This is a genomic window from Aeromonas sp. 603607, assembly GCF_049171595.1.
Lineage (GTDB): Bacteria > Pseudomonadota > Gammaproteobacteria > Enterobacterales > Aeromonadaceae > Aeromonas > Aeromonas veronii.
In genome coordinates this window covers 83,315-107,399 of the sequence record NZ_JAAKOV010000014.1, presented here as the reverse complement: position 1 = coordinate 107,399, position 24,085 = coordinate 83,315, and the positions used below count along the sequence as shown (strand labels likewise).

24 protein-coding genes and 1 pseudogene are annotated in these 24,085 nt (G+C 58.6%); 10 read left to right on the top strand and 15 right to left on the bottom strand.

The window, feature by feature from the left end; all coding sequences use genetic code 11:
* Positions 1-4: 4 nt before the first annotated feature.
* Entirely contained in the window at positions 5-703 is a 699-nt protein-coding gene (locus G5315_RS14345) for a TetR/AcrR family transcriptional regulator (RefSeq protein ID WP_266134848.1), read from the bottom strand.
* Between the two features lie 196 nt (positions 704-899).
* Between G5315_RS14345 and G5315_RS14340 the strand changes: the two are divergent.
* The 3 genes and pseudogenes from G5315_RS14340 to G5315_RS14330 all read left to right on the top strand — a co-directional run bounded on the left by G5315_RS14340 (position 900) and on the right by G5315_RS14330 (position 4,408).
* Positions 900-2,830, top strand: a pseudogene (locus G5315_RS14340) (amidohydrolase).
* A 956-nt stretch (positions 2,831-3,786) separates the two neighbouring features.
* Positions 3,787-4,023, top strand: a complete 237-nt coding sequence (locus G5315_RS14335; RefSeq protein WP_421333256.1) for a hypothetical protein — start codon at positions 3,787-3,789, stop codon at positions 4,021-4,023.
* Positions 4,010-4,408, top strand: a complete 399-nt coding sequence (locus G5315_RS14330; protein ID WP_421333255.1) for a hypothetical protein — start codon at positions 4,010-4,012, stop codon at positions 4,406-4,408. The genes G5315_RS14335 and G5315_RS14330 overlap by 14 nt, the downstream gene beginning before the upstream one ends.
* Positions 4,409-4,493: 85 nt before the next feature.
* Here the strand turns inward: G5315_RS14330 and sucD are convergent, their stop codons facing one another.
* The 8 genes from sucD to sdhC all read right to left on the bottom strand — a co-directional run bounded on the left by sucD (position 4,494) and on the right by sdhC (position 14,066).
* Complete coding sequence (gene sucD, locus G5315_RS14325; RefSeq protein ID WP_005333542.1) at positions 4,494-5,366, bottom strand: succinate--CoA ligase subunit alpha; 873 nt, start codon at positions 5,364-5,366, stop codon at positions 4,494-4,496.
* Entirely contained in the window at positions 5,366-6,532 is a 1,167-nt protein-coding gene (gene sucC / locus G5315_RS14320) for an ADP-forming succinate--CoA ligase subunit beta (protein WP_005361097.1), read from the bottom strand. Before sucC ends, sucD begins: the two co-directional genes overlap by 1 nt.
* A gap of 170 nt (positions 6,533-6,702) precedes the next feature.
* A complete protein-coding gene (odhB, locus tag G5315_RS14315; protein WP_041210302.1) occupies positions 6,703-7,890 on the bottom strand; it encodes a 2-oxoglutarate dehydrogenase complex dihydrolipoyllysine-residue succinyltransferase in 1,188 nt (395 codons plus the stop codon).
* 33 nt (positions 7,891-7,923) lie between these two features.
* Positions 7,924-10,734 carry a 2-oxoglutarate dehydrogenase E1 component gene (sucA, locus tag G5315_RS14310; RefSeq protein WP_335819352.1) on the bottom strand — a complete coding sequence of 937 codons (2,811 nt, stop codon included), beginning with the start codon at positions 10,732-10,734 and terminating at the stop codon, positions 7,924-7,926.
* A 115-nt stretch (positions 10,735-10,849) separates the two neighbouring features.
* Positions 10,850-11,566, bottom strand: coding sequence for a succinate dehydrogenase iron-sulfur subunit (locus G5315_RS14305; protein ID WP_216978904.1), 717 nt, complete (start codon positions 11,564-11,566; stop codon positions 10,850-10,852).
* A 16-nt stretch (positions 11,567-11,582) separates the two neighbouring features.
* Positions 11,583-13,349 carry a succinate dehydrogenase flavoprotein subunit gene (gene sdhA / locus G5315_RS14300; protein WP_013723668.1) on the bottom strand — a complete coding sequence of 589 codons (1,767 nt, stop codon included), beginning with the start codon at positions 13,347-13,349 and terminating at the stop codon, positions 11,583-11,585.
* Position 13,350: 1 nt separating this feature from the next.
* Positions 13,351-13,695: a succinate dehydrogenase, hydrophobic membrane anchor protein gene (gene sdhD, locus G5315_RS14295; protein WP_216953466.1), complete on the bottom strand. Its 345-nt coding sequence runs from the start codon at positions 13,693-13,695 to the stop codon at positions 13,351-13,353.
* Positions 13,689-14,066 (bottom strand): succinate dehydrogenase cytochrome b556 subunit, encoded by a 378-nt coding sequence (sdhC, locus tag G5315_RS14290; protein WP_005346101.1) that lies wholly within the window; start codon positions 14,064-14,066, stop codon positions 13,689-13,691. The genes sdhD and sdhC overlap by 7 nt, the downstream gene beginning before the upstream one ends.
* 64 nt (positions 14,067-14,130) lie before the next feature.
* Between sdhC and G5315_RS14285 the strand changes: the two genes are divergently transcribed.
* The 3 genes from G5315_RS14285 (at position 14,131) to G5315_RS14275 (ending at position 16,204) form a co-directional block, all read left to right on the top strand.
* Positions 14,131-14,319, top strand: a complete 189-nt coding sequence (locus G5315_RS14285) for a hypothetical protein (protein WP_216953465.1) — start codon at positions 14,131-14,133, stop codon at positions 14,317-14,319.
* A gap of 189 nt (positions 14,320-14,508) precedes the next feature.
* Positions 14,509-15,795 (top strand): citrate synthase, encoded by a 1,287-nt coding sequence (locus tag G5315_RS14280; protein ID WP_005346116.1) that lies wholly within the window; start codon positions 14,509-14,511, stop codon positions 15,793-15,795.
* A gap of 91 nt (positions 15,796-15,886) precedes the next feature.
* A complete protein-coding gene (locus G5315_RS14275; protein ID WP_421333254.1) occupies positions 15,887-16,204 on the top strand; it encodes a DUF4377 domain-containing protein in 318 nt (105 codons plus the stop codon).
* Between the two features lie 77 nt (positions 16,205-16,281).
* Here G5315_RS14275 and G5315_RS14270 read toward each other — a convergent pair whose 3' ends face one another.
* Both G5315_RS14270 and G5315_RS14265 read right to left on the bottom strand, forming a co-directional pair.
* The gene (locus tag G5315_RS14270; RefSeq protein WP_368191803.1) at positions 16,282-16,722 is read right to left on the bottom strand and encodes an acetyltransferase; all 441 of its coding nucleotides are present in this window, start codon (positions 16,720-16,722) and stop codon (positions 16,282-16,284) included.
* 57 nt (positions 16,723-16,779) lie between these two features.
* Positions 16,780-17,625, bottom strand: coding sequence for a DUF5718 family protein (locus G5315_RS14265; protein ID WP_421333253.1), 846 nt, complete (start codon positions 17,623-17,625; stop codon positions 16,780-16,782).
* Between the two features lie 338 nt (positions 17,626-17,963).
* On the opposite strand from G5315_RS14265, the gene G5315_RS14260 reads away from it, so the two are divergent.
* From G5315_RS14260 to G5315_RS14250, 3 genes are all read left to right on the top strand, one after another.
* Complete coding sequence (locus G5315_RS14260) at positions 17,964-18,356, top strand: NUDIX hydrolase (RefSeq protein WP_201973355.1); 393 nt, start codon at positions 17,964-17,966, stop codon at positions 18,354-18,356.
* Positions 18,357-18,447: 91 nt separating this feature from the next.
* Positions 18,448-18,954, top strand: coding sequence for an N-acetyltransferase family protein (locus G5315_RS14255; protein WP_368191807.1), 507 nt, complete (start codon positions 18,448-18,450; stop codon positions 18,952-18,954).
* Positions 18,955-19,251: 297 nt separating this feature from the next.
* A complete protein-coding gene (locus G5315_RS14250) occupies positions 19,252-20,370 on the top strand; it encodes a glycerol dehydrogenase (protein WP_421263680.1) in 1,119 nt (372 codons plus the stop codon).
* Between the two features lie 106 nt (positions 20,371-20,476).
* Here the strand turns inward: G5315_RS14250 and pdxY are convergent, their stop codons facing one another.
* The 3 genes from pdxY to G5315_RS14235 form a co-directional block, all read right to left on the bottom strand.
* The gene (gene pdxY, locus G5315_RS14245) at positions 20,477-21,340 is read right to left on the bottom strand and encodes a pyridoxal kinase PdxY (RefSeq protein ID WP_019446110.1); all 864 of its coding nucleotides are present in this window, start codon (positions 21,338-21,340) and stop codon (positions 20,477-20,479) included.
* Positions 21,341-21,513: 173 nt separating this feature from the next.
* Entirely contained in the window at positions 21,514-22,290 is a 777-nt protein-coding gene (locus G5315_RS14240; RefSeq protein WP_421263679.1) for a DUF429 domain-containing protein, read from the bottom strand.
* Positions 22,291-22,373: 83 nt separating this feature from the next.
* Positions 22,374-22,937, bottom strand: coding sequence for a VC2662 family protein (locus G5315_RS14235; protein WP_368191813.1), 564 nt, complete (start codon positions 22,935-22,937; stop codon positions 22,374-22,376).
* A 260-nt stretch (positions 22,938-23,197) separates the two neighbouring features.
* Between G5315_RS14235 and ybcJ the strand changes: the two genes are divergently transcribed.
* Positions 23,198-23,431, top strand: coding sequence for a ribosome-associated protein YbcJ (ybcJ, locus tag G5315_RS14230; protein ID WP_005333598.1), 234 nt, complete (start codon positions 23,198-23,200; stop codon positions 23,429-23,431).
* A gap of 33 nt (positions 23,432-23,464) precedes the next feature.
* Here ybcJ and G5315_RS14225 read toward each other — a convergent pair whose 3' ends face one another.
* Positions 23,465-23,938, bottom strand: a complete 474-nt coding sequence (locus G5315_RS14225; protein ID WP_368191815.1) for a DUF4442 domain-containing protein — start codon at positions 23,936-23,938, stop codon at positions 23,465-23,467.
* Positions 23,939-24,085 lie beyond the last annotated feature (147 nt).

The following is a 24,085-nucleotide window of genomic DNA, read 5'->3' as shown; positions in this document are numbered from 1 at the left end:
CCTGTTATGGCGCCGCCTTTGCCTGCACTTCCGTGCCCATAAGCAGGGCTGGCCTTGCCTGCCACACCCGTGCCGGGTCGGACTCGGCAATAGCGGCAGCGATCAGCTGCTCGCTCCAGCGACGATGCAGCAACCACATCCTCTGGCCCGCCTCCCCATCACCACGGGTGCACTGCTTGGTCACATCGGCGGTGCGATAGAAGTAGCGCACCAGACTCGTGAGCTCGGCCTCCGGCCAGCGGCAGCCAAAGTCGCGCAGCAGGGATGACCAGAAGTCAATCTGGCGCCGCTCGTGCTCCTGCTCGACCACGTGCAGTTCGGGGATGAGATCCATGGCGTGCCACAAGGCACCATAGCCGACAAAGCGACGATCAAGCTCTTCAAGCGCCAGATCCAGCAGCACCAGCACGTGCGGCCAACTGGTCGCCTGGGTTCGGATCTGCTCTTGCGCCTCACAGATAGCTGCCAGCCACCCCATAGCGAGACGGCAAATGATCGCCTCCTTGTTGGGATAGAGGTGGTAGAGCGATTTGATCCCGACCCCGGCCCGATCAGCAATGGCATTGGTGTTGAGGGCGGCAAAACCTCGCTCCTGCAGCAACAGCAGGGTGGCCTGTTCAATGCGACTCGCCACCTCCTGACTGCGCTGCTGCCGGGGCTGACGCCGCATATGCAGGGCGGCAGGCACTCGTTGTTCTGACATCTTCTCTCCTTCGAACCACTGAGGTCCCCTCTTTGCCCGGGTCACGACCGGTAGTGGCTCATTGACATCCATGAGACAAGGTAAACAAAAAGTTAAATAAATACAGTAATTACTGGATTTTTTCAGAATAGCTGCAATAAACATATCTGCTCAGATCTGCAGTAATTACTGCATTTAACCCAAGGAGAGCAGTGCAATGGATAGCAAACATACCTCAACCCGATTTGGCATCACCCTCCTGTTGGCCGCAGGCCTGCTCGGTGGCTGCCGAAGTGACACCAATGATACGAATGGGGCAACGACCCTATATCTCAACGGCAAGATCCACACCCAGGATGGGCAGCGTCAGGTAGCCGAGGCCATGATGGTCAGTGACGGCCAGTTTATCTATGTGGGCAACCAGGAGGGGGCCGAAGCGCTCAAGCACCCCACCACCCGGGTGGTGGATCTGCAAGGCCGAATGGTACTGCCCGGCCTGCATGACAACCATATCCATCTGCTCGGTACGGTGGCGCTGGACATGTGCGATCTCGATGGCAAACCCGTCACTCTGGATCAGCTGGCCGCCAAGATCAGCACATGCCTGCCCCGCTATGCGGCCAAACCGGGGGAGTGGCTGGTAGTCAACCAGTGGTCTCCCTACGAGGGCAATACGGCAACCGCCAGCCATGCCACCCTGCTGGCAGCCCTCGATGCCGCCGCCCCCGACAATCCGGTGGTGCTGGCCGGGGTCGATGGCCATGCCAGTGCCTACAACTCCCGCGCCCTTGCCATGGCGCAGGATAACGACGGCAACACAATCGGCTTCAATGGAACTACGCTGGCCCCCGGCGGGGTCTTCGAGCCCTTTATCCCCTATGTCGACCTGACCAGCGGAGTGGTGCGTGACACGGCCCGCAGCGCCATTCCAGTGCCCGATAGCGGCGTTCTGAGCGCCAGTGATGAGCAGGCAGCCAGCCAATACGACCAGATCCTGCCCGCCATTGCCGAGCTGATGGCCTCTCGCGGTATCACCAGCATTCAGGATGCCTGCGCCACCGACTTTATCCGCCAGCGACTACTCACCATGCAGTCACGGGACCTGCTGCATATGCGTGTCACGGCCGCCACCTGCTTTAGCGATGATGATTATCAGGGCAAACTCGATATAGAGGGGCATCTTGCCAAGGCCAGCCAGGTGAGAGAATCCTTTGCCAACAACCCGCTGATCAAGGCCGATGCGGTCAAGATCTTCCTCGACGGTGTGCTGGAAGGGGATCCCTTCACAACCCCCCCTTCCTGCCCAATGCCGGCATGCTGGCAAACTACCACACCCCCCATCTGGCCAGAGACCCGGCTACCGATGAAGTGACCATCACAGCCGACAGCGAGGAGTCCGGCAACAACGGGATCGTCAACTACCGGGAGGCCGACCTCACCCGCTATATAGGGGCGCTGGACAAGGCAGGCTTCAGCATCCATATGCACAGCATCGGTGATCGCACCACCCGCACGGCGCTGGATGCCCTCACCGCCGCCCGCGCCAGCAACGGTGATAGAGGCATTCCCCACACCCTGGCCCACCTGCAGGTGGTCCATCCCGATGATCAAAAACGGCTCGGCGAGCTGGGGCTCTACCTCACCTTTACCTATGCCTGGACCTCCCCCCAGCTGGCCTACGACATGCTGGTCGCCTCCTTTATCCAGCCGACCCGGGTGGGCCAATCCCTGAGCGATGCCCTCTACGATCCCCTCGGTTATCTGCACGACGCCCTCTACCCGGTCGAGAGTTCACGCAAGGCGGGGGCCATACTGGTCGCAGGCAGCGATGCCCCGGTCGACAGCCGGGATCCCCGCCCCTTCGAAAATATGGCTACCGGGATCATCAAGGCTCCCCAAAGCGGCGATGACTATCGCGCCAGCCAGCGCATTACCCTGGACGAAATGCTGGCGGCCTACACCATCAATGGCGCGCGCGCGGTGCGCCAGCAGGCCATCAGCGGCTCCATCGAAGTGGGCAAATCGGCCGACTTTATCGTGCTCGACCGGGATCTCTACCAGCTGGTCGCCGCCGGCAAACCGGAGCAGATCGCCGATACCAAGGTCACCCGCACCGTCTTTCGCGGGCAGACGATCTTTAGCCAATAGGCTCAAGGCGCAATGGCGAGTGTGAGCCTCTGGTCAGCGGCGATCTGAGCATATGTAGCAAGCACAGCGCCTCTTAAAAGCAACATGCCGACCTTTGGGTCGGCATTTTTAGTTCGGGAGTGATAGCGAGCCCTGATGGCAAAGTGCGCTATGCAAGGGTCAATCAACGGGAGTTAACCCGCGTTCGGCTTGGTACTTTGCCTCAAATCGGAGGGGCATTGGCCACCAGCGTGGCCAGCGGGTTGCCCCAAGCAGCGGCAGGATTGATTCACCAGCGAAACACCATCAGTCAACTCAGTTGCAACAGCGTAACAATCTTGGCCTGTCGGATTCTGCCTGTAAGCAAAGGCTGTGGCATACTAACCCCCCGCTCGTCCGAGCAGGCTTCGCTATTCAGCCCCACGGGTTGCCACTCAGCGCGATGCGTGATTTGTAGGTTGGCGCAGAGCGTAGCGAAGCCCAACAGGCGAGCATGATTACCCCAACAAGAGCGGGATAAACAAGGATGTGGCTAAGCCGTAAACAGATTGACAGGCATATTTCACGGTAAACGTTGGGCTTCACTTCGTTCAGCACCAACCTACCCAACACACGAGATGACCTAAGCAACGGAAAGATTGATTCACCATAGCAACAGCATCCGCCAACTTGATTGCGACAGGGCAACAATATTAAGATGTTTATCACTGATGGTCGGAGATGTCTGTGGCATAATACATTTTCCGAATATCCTAATATGCTTAGCTATATTTATCGCTCAGGACAACAGCGTTCTTTTAAGGTTGATACAGTGCATAGACAAGCCCAGCGATCGAGCATTTTCTCCACCAACCACAGCGGGATAAACAAGGATGTGATTGAGCCGTAAAATAGATTTAAAGACGTATTTTATAGTAAACATTCTGCTTAACGAACGAGATATCTTGAAAATATCTACCCCACAACAAGGAAACGTCATGAAAATAGAAATTGAACTCCCTCCAGGATATACATGCAAAACTATAACATCAGGAGAAACACTGAAAATACAGATAGTTCAAGATAAAACAAATGAAAAGAAAGGTTCTGATTTAAATAAAATAGGAATGAGGATTCTAAAAAGAAAGGGATTTTCAAAAAAGAATAAAGCAATAGCAAGCTCTAGTAAAGGAACAACCTCAACAGGACCAAAGAAAACCTATGTCAAATCTTGAAAACTATCGCCAAGCGTATTATAGCAGCACGGCAAAGCTGAGTGATAATGCAAGAACATTATCATTATCTGCTATTGCCGTCATTTGGTTATTTAAAATTGACGGTAAAAATGGACAAATAACTTTAGAACCTGAACTATATTCAGCATTGCTTTGGGTTGTTGGATCATTAATATGTGATCTCCTACAGTATTTATATTCAGGTCTAGCATGGGGTATCTTTTCACGCGTTAAGGAACGTCAGGGGTACAAACCAGAAGATCAATTAATAGCGCCTTACTGGATTAACTGGCCAACAATTTTACTCTATTACGCAAAAATAATTCTTCTTGTCATTTCATATTTACTAATCATCCTATTTCTTAGTGAAAGATTAACACACTAATCAACCTAAAATAGGTTTGCAGATCTCTAATAAAAAAGCCGCCCATCGGGCGGCACTTTTATTAGAGATAACGGGCTAACAGGAATTACCAGCCGGTCACTTCGCGCAGGGCCTTGCCGATATCGGCCAAGGAGCGGACGGTTTTCACGCCAGCATCTTCCAGCGCGGCAAACTTCTCGGCGGCAGTACCCTTGCCACCGGAGATGATGGCGCCAGCGTGGCCCATCCGCTTGCCGGGAGGGGCAGTAACACCGGCGATATAGGAGACCACCGGCTTGGTGACGTGGGCCTTGATATAGGCAGCCGCGTCCTCCTCGGCGTTGCCGCCGATCTCGCCGATCATCACGATCGCTTCGGTCTGCGGGTCGTTCTGGAACATTTCCAGAATGTCGATAAAGTTGGAACCCGGGATGGGGTCGCCACCGATACCGACGCAGGTGGACTGGCCAAAGCCCTCGTCAGTGGTCTGCTTGACCGCTTCGTAGGTCAGGGTGCCGGAGCGGGAGACGATACCCACCTTGCCCGGCTTGTGAATGTGGCCCGGCATGATGCCGATCTTGCACTCACCCGGAGTGATCACACCTGGGCAGTTGGGGCCGATCATCCGCACGCCGGTCTCTTGCAGCTTCACTTTGACGTCCAGCATATCCAGCGTCGGGATGCCTTCGGTGATGGTGACGATGAGCTTGATGCCCGCGTCGATCGCTTCTAGGATCGCGTCCTTGCAGAAAGGTGCCGGCACATAGATGACGGAGGCAGTAGCGCCGGTCGCTTCGACCGCGTCACGGACGGTGTTGAACACCGGCAGGCCCAGATGGGTGGTGCCGCCCTTACCCGGAGAGACGCCGCCCACCAGCTGGGTACCATAGGAGAGCGCCTGCTCGGAGTGGAAAGTACCCTGACCGCCGGTAAAGCCCTGGCAGATGACTCGGGTGTCCTTGTTGATCAGTACGCTCATCAGTTGGCCTCCGCTGCTTTGACGACTTGCTGCGCGGCATCGGTCAGACTCTTGGCCGCAATGATGTTGAGGCCGCTCTCGGCCAGCTTGATACCACCCAGCTCGGCGTTGTTGCCTTCCAGACGGACCACGACGGGCACCTTGACCCCCACTTCCTTGACCGCACCTATGATGCCTTCCGCGATCATGTCGCAGCGCACGATGCCGCCAAAGATGTTGACCAGCACCGCTTTGACGTTGCTGTCGGAGAGGATGATCTTGAACGCCTCGGTTACCCGTTCCTTGGTGGCGCCGCCGCCGACGTCAAGGAAGTTGGCCGGCTTGCCGCCGTGCAGGTTGACGATGTCCATGGTGCCCATGGCCAGACCCGCGCCGTTGACCATGCAGCCGATGTTGCCATCGAGGGCCACATAGTTGAGCTCCCACTGGGCGGCGTGCGCTTCGCGGGGGTCATCTTGTGACGGGTCGTGCATCTCGCGCAGCTTGGGCTGACGATACAGTGCGTTGGCGTCGATGTTGATCTTGCCATCCAGGCAGTGCAGGTTGCCCTGCGCGGTGATCACCAGCGGGTTGATCTCCAGCAGCGCGAAATCGCAATCCAGGAACATCTGGCCCAGACCCATGAAGATCTTGGTGAACTGTTTGATCTGATCGCCGACCAGACCCAGTTTGAAGGCCAGTTCGCGGGCCTGATAAGCCTGCGGACCCACCAGCGGATCGATGGCCGCCTTGTGGATCAGATGGGGGGTTTCGTGGGCAATCTTCTCGATATCCACGCCACCTTCAGTCGAGGCCATGAAGACCACGCGGCGCGAACCACGGTCAACCACGGCGCCCAGGTAGAGCTCTTTGGCGATGTCGGTGCAAGATTCCACCAGGATCTTGGTGACCGGCTGGCCGTTGGCATCGGTCTGGTAGGTCACCAGATTTTTGCCAAGCCAGTTCTGGGCAAAAGCACGGATCTCGTCCTTGCTCTTGGCCACTTTCACGCCGCCCGCTTTACCGCGGCCACCGGCGTGTACCTGGCATTTGACGACCCAGGTATTGCCGCCAATCTTGTCGGCCGCTTCGGCCGCTTCTTGTGGGGTAGCACAGGCATAACCTTCGGAGACCGGCAGGCCATACTCGGCAAACAGCTGTTTTGCCTGATATTCATGCAGATTCATAGATGCTCTATCCGTGTTGTAGGTATTTCCGTCCGGGGCTGGTGTTTCTCAATCCCCTGTGAAGGGGGCCTGGGCGGCCCCTCGTTATCTTTCAATCGCTCGGGTATTACTCAAACGTCCAGCAGCACATCCGGCTCGGGGCGCAAACCCCTTGCCCGGGTGCCACAGGCTTAGACGTCCAGCAACAGACGGGTCGGGTCTTCCAGCAGCTCCTTGACGGAGACCAGGAAGCCTACCGATTCGCGTCCGTCGATGAGACGGTGATCGTAGGAGAGCGCCAGATACATCATCGGCAGGATCTCGACCTTGCCGTCAACGGCCATCGGGCGATCCTGGATCTTGTGCATGCCCAGAATGGCGCTCTGGGGCGGGTTGATGATCGGGGTGGACATCAGGGAGCCGAACACGCCACCGTTGGTGATGGTGAAGTTGCCGCCAGTCAGTTCATCCACGGTCAGCTTGCCGTCACGGCCCTTGCCCGCCAGATCCTTGATGGCCTTCTCAATGTCCGCCAGGCTCATGTTGTCGCAGTCGCGCAGCACCGGCGTCACCAGACCACGGGGGGTAGAGACGGCGATGCTGACGTCGAAGTAGTTGTGATAAACCACGTCATCACCATCGAGCGCCGCGTTCACTTCCGGATAGCGCTTGAGGGACTCCACCACCGCCTTCACGTAGAAGGACATAAAGCCGAGCTTGATGCCGTGCTTCTTCTCGAAGATCTCGCCGTACTGCTTGCGCAGATCCATGATGGGCTTCATGTTGACCTCGTTGAAGGTGGTCAGCATGGCGGTGGTGTTTTTCGCTTCCAGCAGACGCTCGGCGATGCGCTTACGCAGACGGGTCATGGGCACCCGCTTCTCGCTGCGACCGGCCAGTGCGGCAACCGGAGCGACCGGAGCCGCAGCAACGGGAGCGGCGGCTGCAGGCTTGCTCAGGGCCTTGATGTAGGCTTCCACATCATCCTTGGTGATGCGACCGCCCTTGCCGGTGCCGGTCAGCTTGGCCACGTCGATGTCGTGCTCGCCAATCAGACGACGCACCGAGGGACTCAGGCCATCGGCGCCATCATCGGCCACCGCTTCGGCCGGCTTCTCCTTGGTCTCTTCACCGGCTACGGCAGCCGCCTTGATGGTGGCAATCAGCTGGCGGGAGAGGACGGTCGCCCCCTCTGCCTGCAGGATGTCGCCCAGCACGCCAGCTTGCGGTGCCGGTACTTCCAGCACCACCTTGTCGGTCTCGATGTCGACCAGCACTTCATCACGGGCAACCAGATCACCCGGCTTCTTGTGCCAGGTGGCAATGGTGGCATCCGCCACTGATTCCGGCAGATCCGGTACCTTGATCTCGATAGTCATCTAATCAGTTCCTTGTTACTTCTTGTTCAGGGCTTAGGCCAGAGTAAGGGCATCTTCCACCAAGGCTTTCTGCTGCTTGGCATGGACGGACATGTAACCAACCGCCGGTGAGGCGGACGCCGGACGACCGGCATAACGCAGGGTGGCTCCGGTCGGCAGCACGTCATCGTAGTTGTGACGGGTGCAGTACCAGGCGCCCTGGTTTTGCGGCTCTTCCTGACACCAGACAAAATCGGTGACGTGGCTGTAATCGTCCAGAATGGCGCGCACTTCCTCTTCCGGGAAGGGGTAGAGCTGTTCGATACGCACGATCGCCACATCCTTCTGCTCCGCCTTGCGACGGGCTTCGAGCAGGTCGTAGTAGACCTTGCCGGAACAGAAGACCACCCGCTTGACCGCTTTCGGATCCAGCGCGTCGATCTCGCCAATCGCGTTCTGGAAGGTGCCTTCCGCCAGCTCTTCGAGCTTGCTCACCGCCAGCGGGTGGCGCAGCAGGGATTTGGGCGTCATGACGATCAGCGGACGGCGCATCGGACGTACCACCTGACGACGCAGCATATGGAACACCTGCGCCGGGGTTGAGGGCACGCACACCTGCATGTTGTGCTGGGCGCACATCTGCAGATAACGCTCCAGACGGGCGGAGGAGTGCTCCGGGCCCTGCCCCTCGTAACCGTGCGGCAGCAACATGGTCAGGCCGCACATCCGGCCCCACTTCTGCTCACCGGAGGAGAGGAACTGATCCACCACTACCTGGGCACAGTTGGCGAAATCGCCGAACTGGGCTTCCCATATGGTGAGGCCAGCCGGCTCGGCGCTGGCGTAACCATATTCAAAGGCCAGTACCGCGTTCTCGGTCAGCACAGAGTCATACACCTCGAACGGGCCCTGCTCGTCGTGCAGGTTGCACAGCGGGGTGTAGGTGCTGGCATCGGTCTGGCTGTGCAGCACGGCGTGGCGGTGGAAGAAGGTGCCACGGCCGGAGTCTTCACCGGTAAAGCGGATGCGGGAACCCTTGTCCACCAGAGTGGCGTAGGCCAGGGTCTCGGCAAAGCCCCAATCCACCAGCTTCTCGCCCGCTGCCATCAGACGGCGGTCTTCGTAAATCTTCTCGACCTGACGCTGCAGCACGTGGGTTGCCGGATACTGGCTCACCCGCTCGCCGAGGCTCTTGAGGTGATCCATCGGCACGGCACTCTCATAGGCCATGTTCCAGTCGTGGCCCAGATACGGCGTCCAGTCGACGGAGTGTAGCTCCATCGGCCGCCACTCCTTGCTCACCCGCTCACCGCGATCCAGCGCTTCACGATACTCGTTGACCAGTTCGGTCGCCCGCTCCTGAGCGAGGCTCCCCTCGGCCACCAGCTGATCGGCGTAGATCTTGCGCGGGGTCGGGTGCTGCTTGATCTTCTGGTACATCAAAGGCTGGGTCGCGCTCGGCTCATCCGCTTCGTTGTGGCCGTGACGACGGTAGCAGACCAGCTCGATCACCACGTCGCGTTTGAAGGTATTGCGGTAATCCAGCGCAATCTGGGTCACCAGCACCACGGCTTCCGGATCATCCCCGTTGACATGCAGCACCGGCGCCTGCACCGCCTTGGCGATGTCGGTGCAATATTCGGTGGAGCGCAGGTCACGGATATAGGAGGTGGTGAAACCAACCTGGTTGTTGATGACGATGCGCACCGTCCCACCGACACCATAGGCGCGGGTCTGGGACATGTTGAAGGTCTCGGCCACCACGCCCTGACCGGCCATGGCCGAGTCACCGTGAATGGTGATGGGCAACACGCTGGAGCCATCCTTGTCACCGCGACGATCCATACGGGCACGGACCGAGCCGATGACCACAGGGTTGACGATTTCGAGGTGAGAGGGGTTGAAGGCGAGCGCCAGGTGGACGTTGCCGCCCGGGGTGGCGAAGTCGGAAGAGAAGCCCATGTGGTACTTCACATCACCGGTACCCCAGGATTCGCCGTGCTTGCCGGCAAACTCGTCGAACAGATCCTGCGCACGTTTACCGAGCACGTTGATCAGCACGTTGAGACGACCGCGGTGTGCCATACCGATAACGGCCTCTTTGCAGCCCTGCTCACCGGCGCGACGGATCAGCTCCTTGAGCATGGGGATCATGGCGTCGCCACCTTCCAGCGAGAAGCGCTTGGCTCCCGGGAACTTGGCGCCCAGATATTTCTCCAGCCCTTCGGCGGCGGTCAGGCTCTCGAGGAAACGGGTCTTCTCTTCGAGGGTGTAGCTCCCCTTCCCTTCAATGGATTCGAGACGCTGTTGCAGCCAGCGCTTCTCTTCCGTGGAGGTGAGGTGCATGTAGTCGGCGCCTATGCTGCCGCAATAGGTCTTCTTCAGCGAGGCGTAGAGGTCGGAGAGCACCATGGTCTCGCGACCGATGGCGTAGGAGCCCACATTGAAGGTGGCCTCCATATCTGCGCCCTGCAGGTTGTGAAACGCAGGATCCAGTTCGGCAACGGTTTCACGCTGCCACAGGCCCAGCGGGTCCAGATTGGCATTCTGGTGACCACGGAAACGGAAGGCGTTGATCAGCTGCAATACCCGCACCTGCTTGGCATCCACTTGCGGATCGGAGACGGGGGCACTGTAGCGAGAGGGATCCTTGGCCAGACGACGGAAATAATCGCGGACCTGGGAGTGGGGTTGTTCAACCGCATGGCCATTGACCTGGGGCAGCTCGCTAAACAGGCTGCGCCACTCGTCGGACACGGAGTCAGGATTTTCCAGGAAGGATTCGTACAAATCCTCGATATAGCTTGCATTCGCACCAGCCAGGTGAGATGACTCCAACCAGGCCTTCATCACGCCGTTATGCATTTCTATCCCTTGTACTTCTTGTTACTGCTACGCAGCTTGTAGGGTTCAAACAGCCATCCTGCCACGGGTGGGATGGCTATCCGGAAGTCGGGCCAGCACAGGGCCGGCCCAAATACTAAACAGCCCGATTGAGCAACATCGACTTGATCTGGCCAATCGCCTTGGTCGGGTTCAAGCCTTTCGGACAGACGTTCACGCAGTTCATGATGCCGTGGCAGCGGAACACGCTGAAGGCGTCGTCCAGATTACCCAGCCGTTCGGTGGTCGCGGTGTCGCGGCTGTCAGCCAGCCAGCGGTAGGCGGCAAGCAGCCCGGCCGGACCGATGAACTTGTCGGGGTTCCACCAGAAGGAGGGGCAAGAGGTGGAGCAGCAGGCACAAAGAATACACTCGTACAGGCCATCCAGCTTGGCACGCTCTTCGGGGGATTGCAGGTGCTCACGCACCGGCGGCAACTTGTCTTCATTGATGAGGAAGGGTTTGACCTTCTCCCACTGGGCGTAGAACTGGGTCATGTCGATCACCAGATCACGGATCACCGGCAGGCCGGGCAAGGGGCGGATAACGACCTTGTTGCCCTTCTTCAGCAAATCGGAGAGCGGGGTGATGCAGGCAAGACCGTTCTTGCCATTCATGTTGAGACCGTCAGATCCACAAACCCCTTCGCGGCAGGAGCGGCGGAAGGCAAGCGTGGGATCCAGCTCTTTCAACTGGATCAGTGCATCGAGCACCATCATGTCGGAACCTTCAGGAATATCAAGATGATAATCCTTCATATGGGGGACGTTATCAACATCCGGATTGTATCTGTAGACAGAGAATGTGACGTTCATAGGGCTGGCTCCGCAATCAGTAAGTCCGAACCTTGGGCGGGAACGCCTCACGGGTCTTGGGTGACATGTTGACAGCACGACGGGTCATGGACTCGGTGTCCGGATGATAGAGGCTGTGGCACAGCCAGTTCTCATCGTCGCGATCCGGGAAGTCGAAGCGGCAGTGAGCACCGCGACTCTCGGTACGGAAGTTGGCGGCAACCGCCGTGGCAAACGCCGTCTCCATCAGGTTGTCCAGCTCCAGGCACTCGATGCGCTGGGTGTTGAACTCTTTGGAGGTGTCATCCAGACGGGCTGACTTGAGGCGCTCGCGGATAACCTTGAGCTCGGCCAGCCCCTCTGCCATCGCAGCCCCTTCGCGGAACACGGAGAAGTTGTTCTGCATGCAGCGCTGCAGGTCTTTGCGGATCTGCACCGGGTCTTCCCCGTCACGGCAATTTTCCCAGCGGTTGAAGCGGGCCAGTGCGGCATCCAGATCCGACTCAGAGGCATCGCGACCATGTTCCATCTCGCCCAGAGTGTTGACCAGATGCATGCCGGCCGCGCGGCCGAACACCACCAGATCCAGCAGGGAGTTGCCACCCAGACGGTTGGCGCCGTGCACCGAGACGCAGGCAATCTCGCCCACCGCAAACAGACCGACCACCGGCACATCGTTGCCGTTCTTGTCCTGGGTCAGGCACTGGCCATTCACGTTGGTCGGCACGCCACCCATCATGTAGTGGCAGGTCGGGATGATCGGGATCGGCTCTTTGACCGGATCCACGTGGGCGAAGGTGCGAGAGAGCTCGCAGATCCCCGGCAGACGGGATTCCAGCACCTCTTTGCCGAGGTGATCCAGCTTGAGCTTGATGTGCGGGCCCCAGGGACCGTCGCAGCCACGGCCTTCACGGATCTCGATCATGATGGAGCGGGCCACCACGTCGCGGCCGGCCAAGTCCTTGGCGTTCGGGGCGTAACGCTCCATGAAGCGCTCGCCATCTTTATTGAGCAGATAGCCGCCTTCACCACGGCAGCCTTCGGTGACCAGCACCCCTGCCCCGGCGATACCGGTCGGGTGGAACTGCCACATCTCCATGTCCTGCACGCCGACGCCGGCACGCAGCGCCATGCCGACGCCGTCACCTGTGTTAATGTGGGCGTTGGTGGTGGACTGGTAGATACGACCGGCACCGCCAGTCGCCAGCACGGTGGCCTTGGCCTTGAAGTAGACCACTTCACCGCTCTCCATATCGATGGCAGTACAACCCACCACATGGCCATCCTGGTTTTTCACCAGATCCAGCGCATACCACTCGGAGAAGACGGTGGTCTTGTTCTTGACGTTCTGTTGGTAAAGGGTGTGCAGCAGGGCGTGACCGGTACGGTCGGCGGCCGCTGCGGTACGAGCAGCCTGCTCGCCACCGAAATTCTTGGACTGACCACCAAACGGACGCTGGTAGACAGACCCGTTATCGAAACGGGAGAAGGGCAAGCCCATGTTCTCCAGCTCATAGATGGCTTCGGGGCCGGTTTTGCACATGTACTCGATGGCTTCCTGATCACCGATGTAATCGGAACCTTTTACCGTGTCATACATGTGCCACTGCCAGTTGTCATCGTGGGCATTGCCCAGCGCAACCGTGATACCGCCTTGGGCGGAAACCGTGTGAGAACGGGTTGGAAAAACCTTGGACAACAGAGCGCAGCTCTTGCCGGACTGGGCAATCTGCAGCGCGGCGCGCATACCGGCACCACCGGCACCAATCACCACAGCATCAAATTCACGAGTTGGAATAGTCACCTTACACACCCCACAGCACGACGAAACCCGTCATCAGATAGACAAACAGCACCACGACCAAGGCAAATTGCAGCGCCCCGCGCAGCCCTACCGGCTTGATATAGTCGGTCAACACCTGCCACAGACCGATCCAGGCATGGATCAGTACGCAGAGCAGGGCCAACAGGGTGAATACCTTGGTGAAGGTATTGGCGAAGAAACCTGTCCACACCTCGTAGGTGATGTCGTTGAATGCGACAAAACTCACCAGATAGAGGACATAGCAGGTCATGATGAGGGCGGTGGCGCGGATCAGGATGTAATCGTGAACGCCGCTGCGCCCGAAAGTTGCAGAATTGGTTACCATACAAGCACTCCCGCCAATACGGCCAGGATCGCGGTGATCACGAAGGCCACACGGGCACTCTGATTACCGGATTCCAGCTCTTCCCAATAGCCCATGTCCATGACCAGATGACGCAAACCGCCCACAATGTGGTAAGCCAGCGCAGTCAGGATCCCCCACAATACGAATTTGACCAGGAAGTTGTCCATGATGGACACCACGGTCTCAAATCCTTCGGGAGAGGCGAGTGAAGTGCCAAGCATCCACAGCAAGATGCCCAGTGCAACAAAGGTAATAACCCCTGAAACACGGTGCAGGATGGAGGCGATGGCAGTGACAGGAAAGCTGATCGTTTGTAGGTCGAGGTTGACCGGTCTCTGTTTGTTTTTCACGCTTGCCCACTCAGCTCTATTGAGCACGTTAGTTATTGTTTTAACTCACACTTGAGGGCACGGGATGGTGATTGTTGGCTATTTGTTACCAAAACACTCTGAAAAAGCCAAAACGCGAATTTTTGGTTTCACATCAGGCTTTGCCAAAGCGTTTCAAACACCAGCAGCCATGACCCACGTGGCGCAGTATATCGACGGCCTTAACCGAAGACAATCAAACAGCTACAAAGAAAACACAAAACCGCAAACTTGATCGCATATTTAATTTAACATTCCATTAATGCCTTTAATGCCGCCCCAGCAAAATTGACATTGATAGGGAACTCTGTTTCAAATAGGGCGCTCCAGCCACCTCGGTATGGGTAACAACCTTTGCCAGCGTCATAAAAGTCGTAATAGAGTAGGACTGGAACCAAATTATAAAGAGCAAAGGAGACGTGCTATGGCTGATAAGATAGCCACCCTACACCTGCCCGGGAAAGATCCGGTTGAACTGCCGATCCTCTCTGGAACCGTTGGACCGGATGTTGTCGATGTTAGAAAGCTGGGTGGGCAAGGGTATTTCACCTTTGACCCGGGCTTTATGGCGACCGGTTCTTGCAAATCTGCCATCACCTACATTGACGGGGATCAGGGTGTCTTGCTGCACCGTGGCTACCCCATCGCCCAGTTGGCCAAAGAGTCCAACTACCTCGAAGTCTGCTATATCCTGCTCTACGGCGAGGCGCCCACCAAGGCACAGTTTGCCGATTTCCAGCGTACCGTGACCCGCCATACCATGGTGCACGAGCAGATTGCCTTCTTCTTCCGCGGCTTCCGTCGTGACTCCCACCCCATGGCCATCATGTGTGGTGTGGTGGGCGCACTCTCTGCCTTCTATCACGACGCCCTGGACATCAACAACGAACAGCACCGCGAGATCTGCGCCTTCCGCCTCATCTCCAAGATGCCGACCCTGGCGGCCATGTGTTACAAGTACTCCATCGGCCAGCCGTTCATGCATCCGCGCAACGCCCTCTCCTATGCAGGCAACTTCCTGCATATGATGTTTGCGGTACCGACCGAGGAGTACAAGGTCAATCCGGTGGTCGAACGCGCCATGGACCGCATCTTTACCCTCCATGCGGATCACGAGCAGAATGCCTCTACCTCAACCGTCCGTCTGGCTGGCTCCTCCGGTGCCAACCCGTTTGCCTGTATCGCCGCAGGTATCGCCTCCCTGTGGGGTCCGGCCCATGGTGGTGCCAACGAAGCCTGCCTGCGCATGCTGGAGGAAGTAGGCTCGGTGGATCGCATCCCCGAGTACATCGCCAAGGCCAAGGACAAGAACGATCCGTTCCGTCTGATGGGCTTCGGTCACCGTGTCTACAAGAACCATGACCCTCGTGCCACCGTGATGCGCGAAACCTGCCACGAAGTACTGACCGAGCTGCAGATCAAGGATCCGCTGCTGGACGTGGCCATGGAGCTGGAGCGCATCGCGCTCTCCGACCCCTACTTCATCGAGAAGAAACTCTACCCGAACGTGGACTTCTACTCCGGTATCATCATGAAGGCGATCGGTATCCCGATGAACATGTTCACCGTGATCTTCGCCATCTCCCGTACCATCGGCTGGATTGCCCACTGGAACGAGTTCCACTCCGATCCGGATAGCAAGATCGGCCGCCCGCGCCAGCTCTACGTGGGCCACCCGCAACGGGACTTCACGCCGCTTGATCAACGCTAATGAACTGAATCAACATGGTTTGTTACAAAGGCGGTCATTGACCGCCTTTTTGTTTGCCGCTTTAATGCCCTTTTAAGCTCAAGGAGCCCTTATGAAACCTCTGCTTGCCAGCGCCGTCCTGCTGCTCACCGCCTGTCAGGGCACCACGGTCCAACAGGGTGAGACCCTCTATATCAACAGCCAGCTGGTCGATTGCGTCGGGGTTGGCCCGATGCAGTGCATGCAGGTTCGCAGTGATGAGCAGCAGCCCTGGACGCTGTTCTACCAGAATATTGAAGGTTTCCAGTTCGAGCCGGGCTACCGGTATCAGCTCACAGTCAGCAAGGAGCAGCTCACCGATGTACCAGCCGATGCCCCCTCCCTGCGCTATCAGCTGTTCAAGGTGGTGAACAAGGTCGCCAGCAAGTAACAAACACTATCAAAAAACGGGGGATGGCTGATGCCATCCCCCGTTGGTTTATGGGTACTGCGCCTCATCAGGCACGATCAGGTCGGCGCCAGCGCCATATGCAGCAGCGGATAGGGCTTGCCCTGACCATCCAGCGGCGAACGACCCGTCACGGTGAATCCCATCTTCAGATAGAAGCCCACCGCCTGTTCGTTCTGCTCGTTGACGTCAACCTGCGTCGCGCCGCCCTGTTCGATGGCATGCGCCACCAGCAAACGCCCCACGCCACTACCGCGCGCCTCGGGAGCCACAAACAGCATCTCCAGCTTGCCCTCGTGCACTCCGCTAAAACCCGTAATGTACCCCTCTTCTGTGCGGGCACTGCGCAGTGTCACCGCATCGAAGTAGTGCTCCAGAATAAGCGGTTTAAGCGCGAGGATCTCGGCCTCGGGCAGGAAGTGGTGGGTCGCCCGAACAGAGGCCTCCCACAGGTCGATCAGGGCCGGATAATCGGCCCGGGATACCGGAACAATCGTCATGAAATAACTCGATATGATAACCAGCGGGAAGAGACATCTTCCCACTGGCAACGGTGATTAGCGCGCCTGCACCGCCTGCAGCAGCACGGACATATCAGCGCCAACGTTGCGGCTGCGGATCGCCTCGCGGATATCCGCTTCGCTATAACGGCTGCCCGGGTAAACCACCACGCAGGAAGTGTCGCCCGGTTTGAGGAAGTGGGTCTCGCCAAACGGGGTATAGCGGGTGGCGCCGATACTGATGAGCGCATGGGGAGGATGTCCCGCCTGCGCCAGCAGCCCCTGAATGTGCTCCGCCGGCCCCTCATCCTGCTGATGGTTGAACTTGTCGATGGCCCAGTCGAGCAGCTTGCCGTGGAAGTAGCTGTAGTCGATGGCGGCGCTGTCTACCCCGTAGGCGTGCAGCTCGCCATCGCGCTCCAGATAGCAGGCGATACGATAGTCATCGAGCTCGCAACCGGCGGCAAAACCGGAAAGCGGCAGCAGCTTGTCCGCCAGCCCCTTGCTCTCTTCGCCCCAGTTCTTCTTCTCGCTGATCTTCTTGGCGTTGGGACGACGGATGGAGCAGTCGTTATAGGCGCCAAAGGCGCGGGGATGGATCGCCACCACCTGCTTGTCGGCATACTCCAGCTCGCACCAGAGGGCTACTTCCGGCTCGATCTGCACCTTCTCGTCACCACTGACCGCCGCTTCCGGCAGGAAGATCGCCTTGTCGCTCAACGGGAATACCCCGAGCTGACCCGGATGGCCCGGCACGAAGAAGGAGAACAGCGCCTTGGGCGCCGTGGTATCGCGCACCACGACCGCTACGAAGTCCGACGCTTCACCCGCCTGCTCCAGATGACCGGCGAAATTGCCCGCGACCCCGAGTCCGATAAACTTGCTCTCTGCTGCTATTTGCATCTTGCTCACCTGCATCTTGCCAACGCAAGGTAGCAGGCTCGTCGCCTACTACCGCTAAAGTGGCAAGATTAAACCACAAGGACCCCGCCTTCGCCCAGTCCGGCCCTGTCGTGATGTGCGCCAGTCCGCTTTTTTAGGGACGAGAAGGCTGTGGTGAACCAGCCATTGCGCACTCATTCAGCTACGCGGTGACCGCGCTGGAAACAGTGCGTTTCCGGCATCTCCCCTCTTTCTCCTTGGGACTCAACTTCATCTTTGTTAGGCTGCCGGCATGCAAAACAACTGTGCGCTTGAATGCGCCACTGCTCATCACGGCAACCCCATTGGAGAGAAAACGGATGATCGACAAACTCGCCTGGCTCACCTTTAAAGATCAGCAGCTGCTCTGCGCCCGCTCCCACGGCAAGGACATCTATTACATCCCAGGCGGCAAGCGGGAACCGGGCGAGAGCGACGAGGCGGCGCTGATCCGCGAGATTGAAGAGGAGCTGGCTGTCACCCTGCAGCCCGATACCCTGCGCTTTGCCTGCGAGTTCAGCGCCCAGGCCGATGGCAAACCGGCAGGAGTCGAGGTGCGACTGCGCTGCTACACCGGCGAAACAAGCGGCACCCCGATCGCCTCGGCAGAAATTGCCGAGCTGCGCTGGCTCGACAGCTCTCACCTCGATGAGCTCTCCCCCGTCTCCCGCCTGCTGTTTGTCTGGCTGGTTGAGCAGGGGCTGATCCGCTGACAAGCCGTACTCGCGGCGAGCATAAGTACCTACCTCATATGAACCAACGGTGGCAATCAGCCACATAACAGCGCAATGACAAGGATGTCAGATGAACATTGTGGAAGTTAAGAGCGCAGCAACCTATCAAAGTGCGCTCATCACCCTGCTGCAAGATTGTGTCGATAGCGGCGCCTCGGTCGGTTTTTTACCGCCGCTGACCACGGAGGAATCTACCCGCTACTGGCAAGGAGTTGAAGCGGATCTGGCGGCAGGTCACCGAAAGCTGTGGCTTGCGCTTGAACAACAACAGCTCGTGGGAGCGATTCAGCTCGCGCTCTGTGGCAAGGCCAACGGTCGCCACCGGGCCGAGGTGGAAAAACTGATGGTACTGCAAACGGCGAGAGGCAAAGGTGTCGGTCATGCGCTGATGCAGGCAATGGAACAAGGCGCCCATGCCGCGGGCCGTTCGCTGCTGGTGCTCGATACTCGCGCCGGTGATGTGGCCTCCCACCTCTATCGTCAACTCGGCTATCTGGAGGCGGGCCAGATCCCGATCTTTGCGCGCAACGCAGATGGCACTCTTGCTGCGACCGTCATCTTCTACAAACCGCTCTGACCATCCCCTATCTCTTATCCACATACAGCAGGGCCGCACCAAGCGGCCTTGCTTGTTGCCCGCGTGACTGTTTGTTGCAGCAATATGGCTTGCGACGGATTGCCACGATACGGCCAGTGCTCCTGTATGCCTCAACACCGCCAATCGCCGCCCCAAAATACAGCCAAACAAATAGAAAGATTAATTAATGATTAAAACGCCCCCCTTTTCTTCTTCATCTATTGCCTCATCAGGCGTATCGTAAGAGACCCATTTGATAATCAATTTTATGTTATTCACTGCCTTGAGGAATAATGGATGCCCACTTTGCCCCGTACAGTTACCTCCCCCAAAAAGTTCATCATCGGTCAACACCTTCTCCCGCAACTCCATGAGCACGTTAAAGATTTTGGTGACTATGCGTTGCTCATCAGCGATGAGTTCATTCTGGAGCGGGTACGGGAAGAAGCTTTGGCGGGGCTCCTGCAGGCAGGTCTCAGGGGAGTGGTCGACAAGTTTCGCTACGAATGCACCGAACAGGAGATCCACCGCCTGACCCACCTTGCAGAGCAATATGGTGCGAACGTGATTGTCGGGATCGGCGGCGGCAAGACGCTGGATGTCGCCAAGGCCGTGGCCTTCTATCTGCGCCGTCCGGTTGTGCTGTTCCCGACGATTGCCTCCACGGATGCCCCCTGCACGGCACTGGCGGTGATCTACAACCAGGCGGGTGAATTTGAACGCTATCTGTTCCTGCCGCAAAATCCGGACGTGGTGCTGGCTGACACGGCCATCATTGCCGCCGCCCCTCCCCGCTTCTTTTCCGCAGGCGTTGGCGATGCCCTGGCCACCTATTTCGAGGCGCGCGCCTGCTATCGGGCGGACGGGCTCAATCTGGTCGGCAAGCGCCCTTCACGCACAGGCCTTGGTCTGGCAAAGCTCTGTTACGAGCTGCTTGGTGAAAACATCGAGCTGGCCATGGATGCAATACGCCACCATGTCTCGACTCCGGCGCTGGAGCAGGTTATCGAGGCCACCATCTACCTCAGCGGGGTCGGCGCAGAAGCCGGTGGACTGGCCGCCGCTCATGCCGTCAACAACGGCATGTCACTGATCCCGGAGCTCCATCGCGCCCAACATGGCGAGAAGGTGGTCTTCGGCCTGCTGACCCAACTTGTGCTTGAGCGCGCCCCGCAACATGAACTTGATGAGGTGTTTCGCATCATCGACTGTGCAGGTCTGCCCATGACGCTGCAAGAGTTGGGGCTCACCCACTTTGATGAAAGCGAGTGGCGCAAGGTGGCGCAGCTGGCCTGCGATCCCCTCGATACCATGGGCAACATGCCGATGACCGTGAGTGAACAGGATGTCTACGCCGCCATGGTGGCAGCTAATGCTATGGCTGAGCGTTATCGCCTCCGCCATCCCCGCACCTGATTGCTTACCGCACTAAACAGGCAAACAGTCAAAAGGCTTGCCCATTGGCAAGCCTTTTTTATCTGCAGCCCATCGCTTGTCTAGATAGACGAAAGCCTGCGCAGTATCAGGGCAGTTTCACCGCTCGCACTGCAACCTCTGGCAGGGCGAAGGCATCTTGCGCGGCGATGAGTTGCAGCTCGTAAGCCTGCTGGCGCCAGGTCTCCTGCAGCACCGCATCCACCGAGGCGTTGGTGCGCTCGAACGCGCTGACCGCATCGTGACCGGCCAGCAAATTGGCCAGCATCAGGGCGCTGATAAGATCGCCCACCCCCACCGGCTGGCGGGCAAAGTCATAGAGCGGACGGGCAATCAGATAATCCCCTTGCGGCGTTGCCAGCAGCATCTCGAAGCGGCTGGAGTCCTGCGCCGCACGACCGAGATGCTTGACCAGCACCAGCTTGACGCCGCGGGCCAGCAGCTGATGGGCAGCCGCGCGGGTCTGATCCAGATCAGCCAGATGGGTATCGCAGAGGGTCTCCAGCTCCAGCAGGTTGGGGGCCATCATGTCGGCCACCGGCAGCGCCTGCTCGGTCAGGAAACGGGTGACGCCGGGGGCAACGATGCACCCCTTCTCCGGGTGACCCATCACAGGGTCGCAGAAGTAGATGGCATCGGGGTTGGCCGCCTTGACGGCGTTGACCACGGTCAGGATCTCGTCCCCCTGCTCGGCGGAGCCAAGGTAGCCGCTCAGCACGGCGTCACACTGGCTCAACACCTCGATATTGCCCAATCCTTTCACCAGCGCACTGATATGACCCGCCGGCATCGCCATTCCCTGCCACCCCTGGGCATATTGGGTGTGGTTGGAAAACTGCACCGTGTTGATGGGCCATACATCCATACCGAGGCGGCGCATGGGGAAGACGGCCGCGCTGTTGCCGGCACAACCAAAGACCACGTGGGACTGAATAGAGAGAACGGATTTCATCGGGAATACCACAGCAAAGGATCAGCAAGGTGGGCAATATATCGGATGAAGATAACGATGCGCCACCTTGGCGCGGGATGAACAGGCAATTTCCTGACTAAAGACAGGTTTTTTGCGCCATTTGGCCCGCGTCCACAGGGTGAGCGGCGCCATGATGTGCCGCGTCCCCGTCGTCACATGCCGCTGTGCTCTACAGCATGATGGGCAAAGTGATAGACCCATCCCTCATCACAAGGCATGTCACTGGGTGGCGAAATCAGCTCAGGCAATACCGTCACCTTGCCACCAGCGGCATATTGCAGCGCCATCAGGGCGCAGAGCGCCGCATCGTAGCGATCGGTGCCGACCAGCACGTCCGCAGGCAGTAAGGCCGCCAGCTCGGGCCGTGCCGGGGAGGCCTTGCCGCCCACTTTGGCCAATGCCGGATAGACCTCCAGCACGGCACGACTGGCCTTCGGGGCAACGGTCGGCACCAGTTGCAGATCAGAGAGCTGCGGCAGCATAGAGAGCGCCAGAGTGGCGTTGTTGCCGAGCCGGTCGAAGGTGGCCGACAGCGGCTTTTTGCCGTACTGCTGATACAACCAGCGCTCGCAGTCGCGATAGGCGTAGGGGTTGTCTATCTCCCGTTCGGGCACGGCGCAGCTATGTGGCTGGCCGTTGAGCAGATCCCGCAAGGCACGGGGAAAGGCGAGCGGCGCATCGATGCCGAGCGCCAGTTGCGGGAAGGCTTCTACCTGCATCAGGGTCAGCTCGTTTTGCAGGGCCGGACGCAGCAGGGCGGCCAGATCCGGCGCCACCCGCGAGCTCAGGCGAAACAGCGGCGACACCCCGAGCCAGTGCAGGCTGTTGGAGTCGGCCTGCCAGCCCACCACGGCCACCGCTTGGGCACTGCCCTGCCAGCCACGCACATCCCAGCCGATCCCGATTGCACTCATTTGCCCTGCCGTCATCAATTACCTCTGTTCGCCTGTCACAAGTTGCAAGAGACACAGGGTAATCAGCAGAGGCCCTTAACGCAAAGCGAACCGCCCACTCAGAACGATTTCTGGAAGTTCACCAGCGGCAGAATGGGGAACACGCCGTTGGCGGCATAGTTGGCCAGCCCGATCTGCAAGCCGTCGAGGTGCTTGGTCGCATTGATAAAGCCAATCTGGAACGTGGTACGCTCGGCATAGTTGACGAAGCCAACGTTGGCCAGCGCATTGCCCTTGACGATATTGACCGCCCCCCAGTTGAGCCCCTGCACATTGTTGGTCAGATTGACCAGCCCCAGATTGACGCCGGTATCCTGCCCTTCGTGCCAGTTGATGGCGTTGATGGCGACCCCGCCAAACTGGTGGCGCACCCGGCCAGCACCGAGGAAGATCCCGAGCTGCAGGCCGCTGAACTGATCCACATCGGAGAGGGCGAAGATCGGCAGATCAATACCCTTCACCTGACCGGTCCGACCGTAGAGCAGCGAGGCGCGCGCCCCTTCCACCTGATGGGACGCGGGCAAATTGACCCCGGGCAGCGAGACCTGCACCGGAGTACTGGCCTGCGCGACACCGCACAGAGTCAGGGCGCTGCATGCCAGCAGCAGGCGGGAGAGTGTCATGGGAAGTTCCTTGGGCCATTGAGAGTGGCCCGATCCTAACAGTCAGGGGAGAGTGTGGGCACACCAGCAGGGACGAGGTGCGTCACGATACGTCACGGGTGGCCCTCTCACATCTCTATCAGGTCTTGCGAAAGCGCCACCTCAAGGACAATCGGCCACTTTTTCGCAGCGAGTGGCCCCTCTTCCTTTCTTTGCCTGAGCGAACTGCCTAAAATAGTCGCCCTGCTGTATCCGGCATTCATCCATCTAGAGGATTTCCCATGGAGACGTTTCTGCTCGAAGGTCACCCCTTCGTTGCCTTGTGTGACCTTATCAAACATCAGGGGTGGGCCGATTGTGGCGGCGCCGCCAAAGCCCTCATTGCCGAAGGGCTGGTCGAGGTGGACGGTCAGGTGGAGACCCGCAAGCGCTGCAAGATCGTGGCCGAACAGGTGGTCAACTTCAACGGCATGAAGGTCGTGGTGAAAGAGGGCGTCAGCCCGGAGATTGGCTAAACCCGTTTCGGGGAGCCACTCTCCGGCAACCAGCTAGTTGGCCTTGATCGACAGGGTCAGCACAAAACGCGCCATCGCCTCATCCCCGTTCAATGACGGACAGGTGGCCACCACCCGGATGGGGCGATTGATGCGCTGACCGCTTGCCAGCGATTCGTCGATCATGGCGTCAATCTCCTCCCCCGCTGCGCAGTCGAACTGCACATCCCCCTCCGGTCGTTTCAAAAACTCCCCCTGCACATCCTTGAAGGCGAAGTGCACCTTCTTGCGCCGCTGCCGCCCCTTCTCCATCACCAGTAGACCACCTACCAGATCGGCGCCGGTCGCCAGCGCGCCAAAATACATGCTGCCCAGGTGGTTGCGGGTACGCCATCCAAGGGGAATGCGAATGCGCAGCGCCTTGGCGTTCATCTCTTCGATGATCGGGGCACAAAACCCGATGACGGGAATATAGCGCCAGGCAAACAGCCGGAGCGCCAGATTGGCTTTGAAGCGTTGCAAATCCATATGCGAACTGATCCGATGAGTTAATGTAAACAACATGTTGCCTGCATCTGCGCCATTCGACAAGCACAGGGATCACGCTTACGACCTTTTGCCCGGCGCAAAAAAGAGGGAACCACACCGGTTCCCTCTTCTCGTTCATCTCACTGT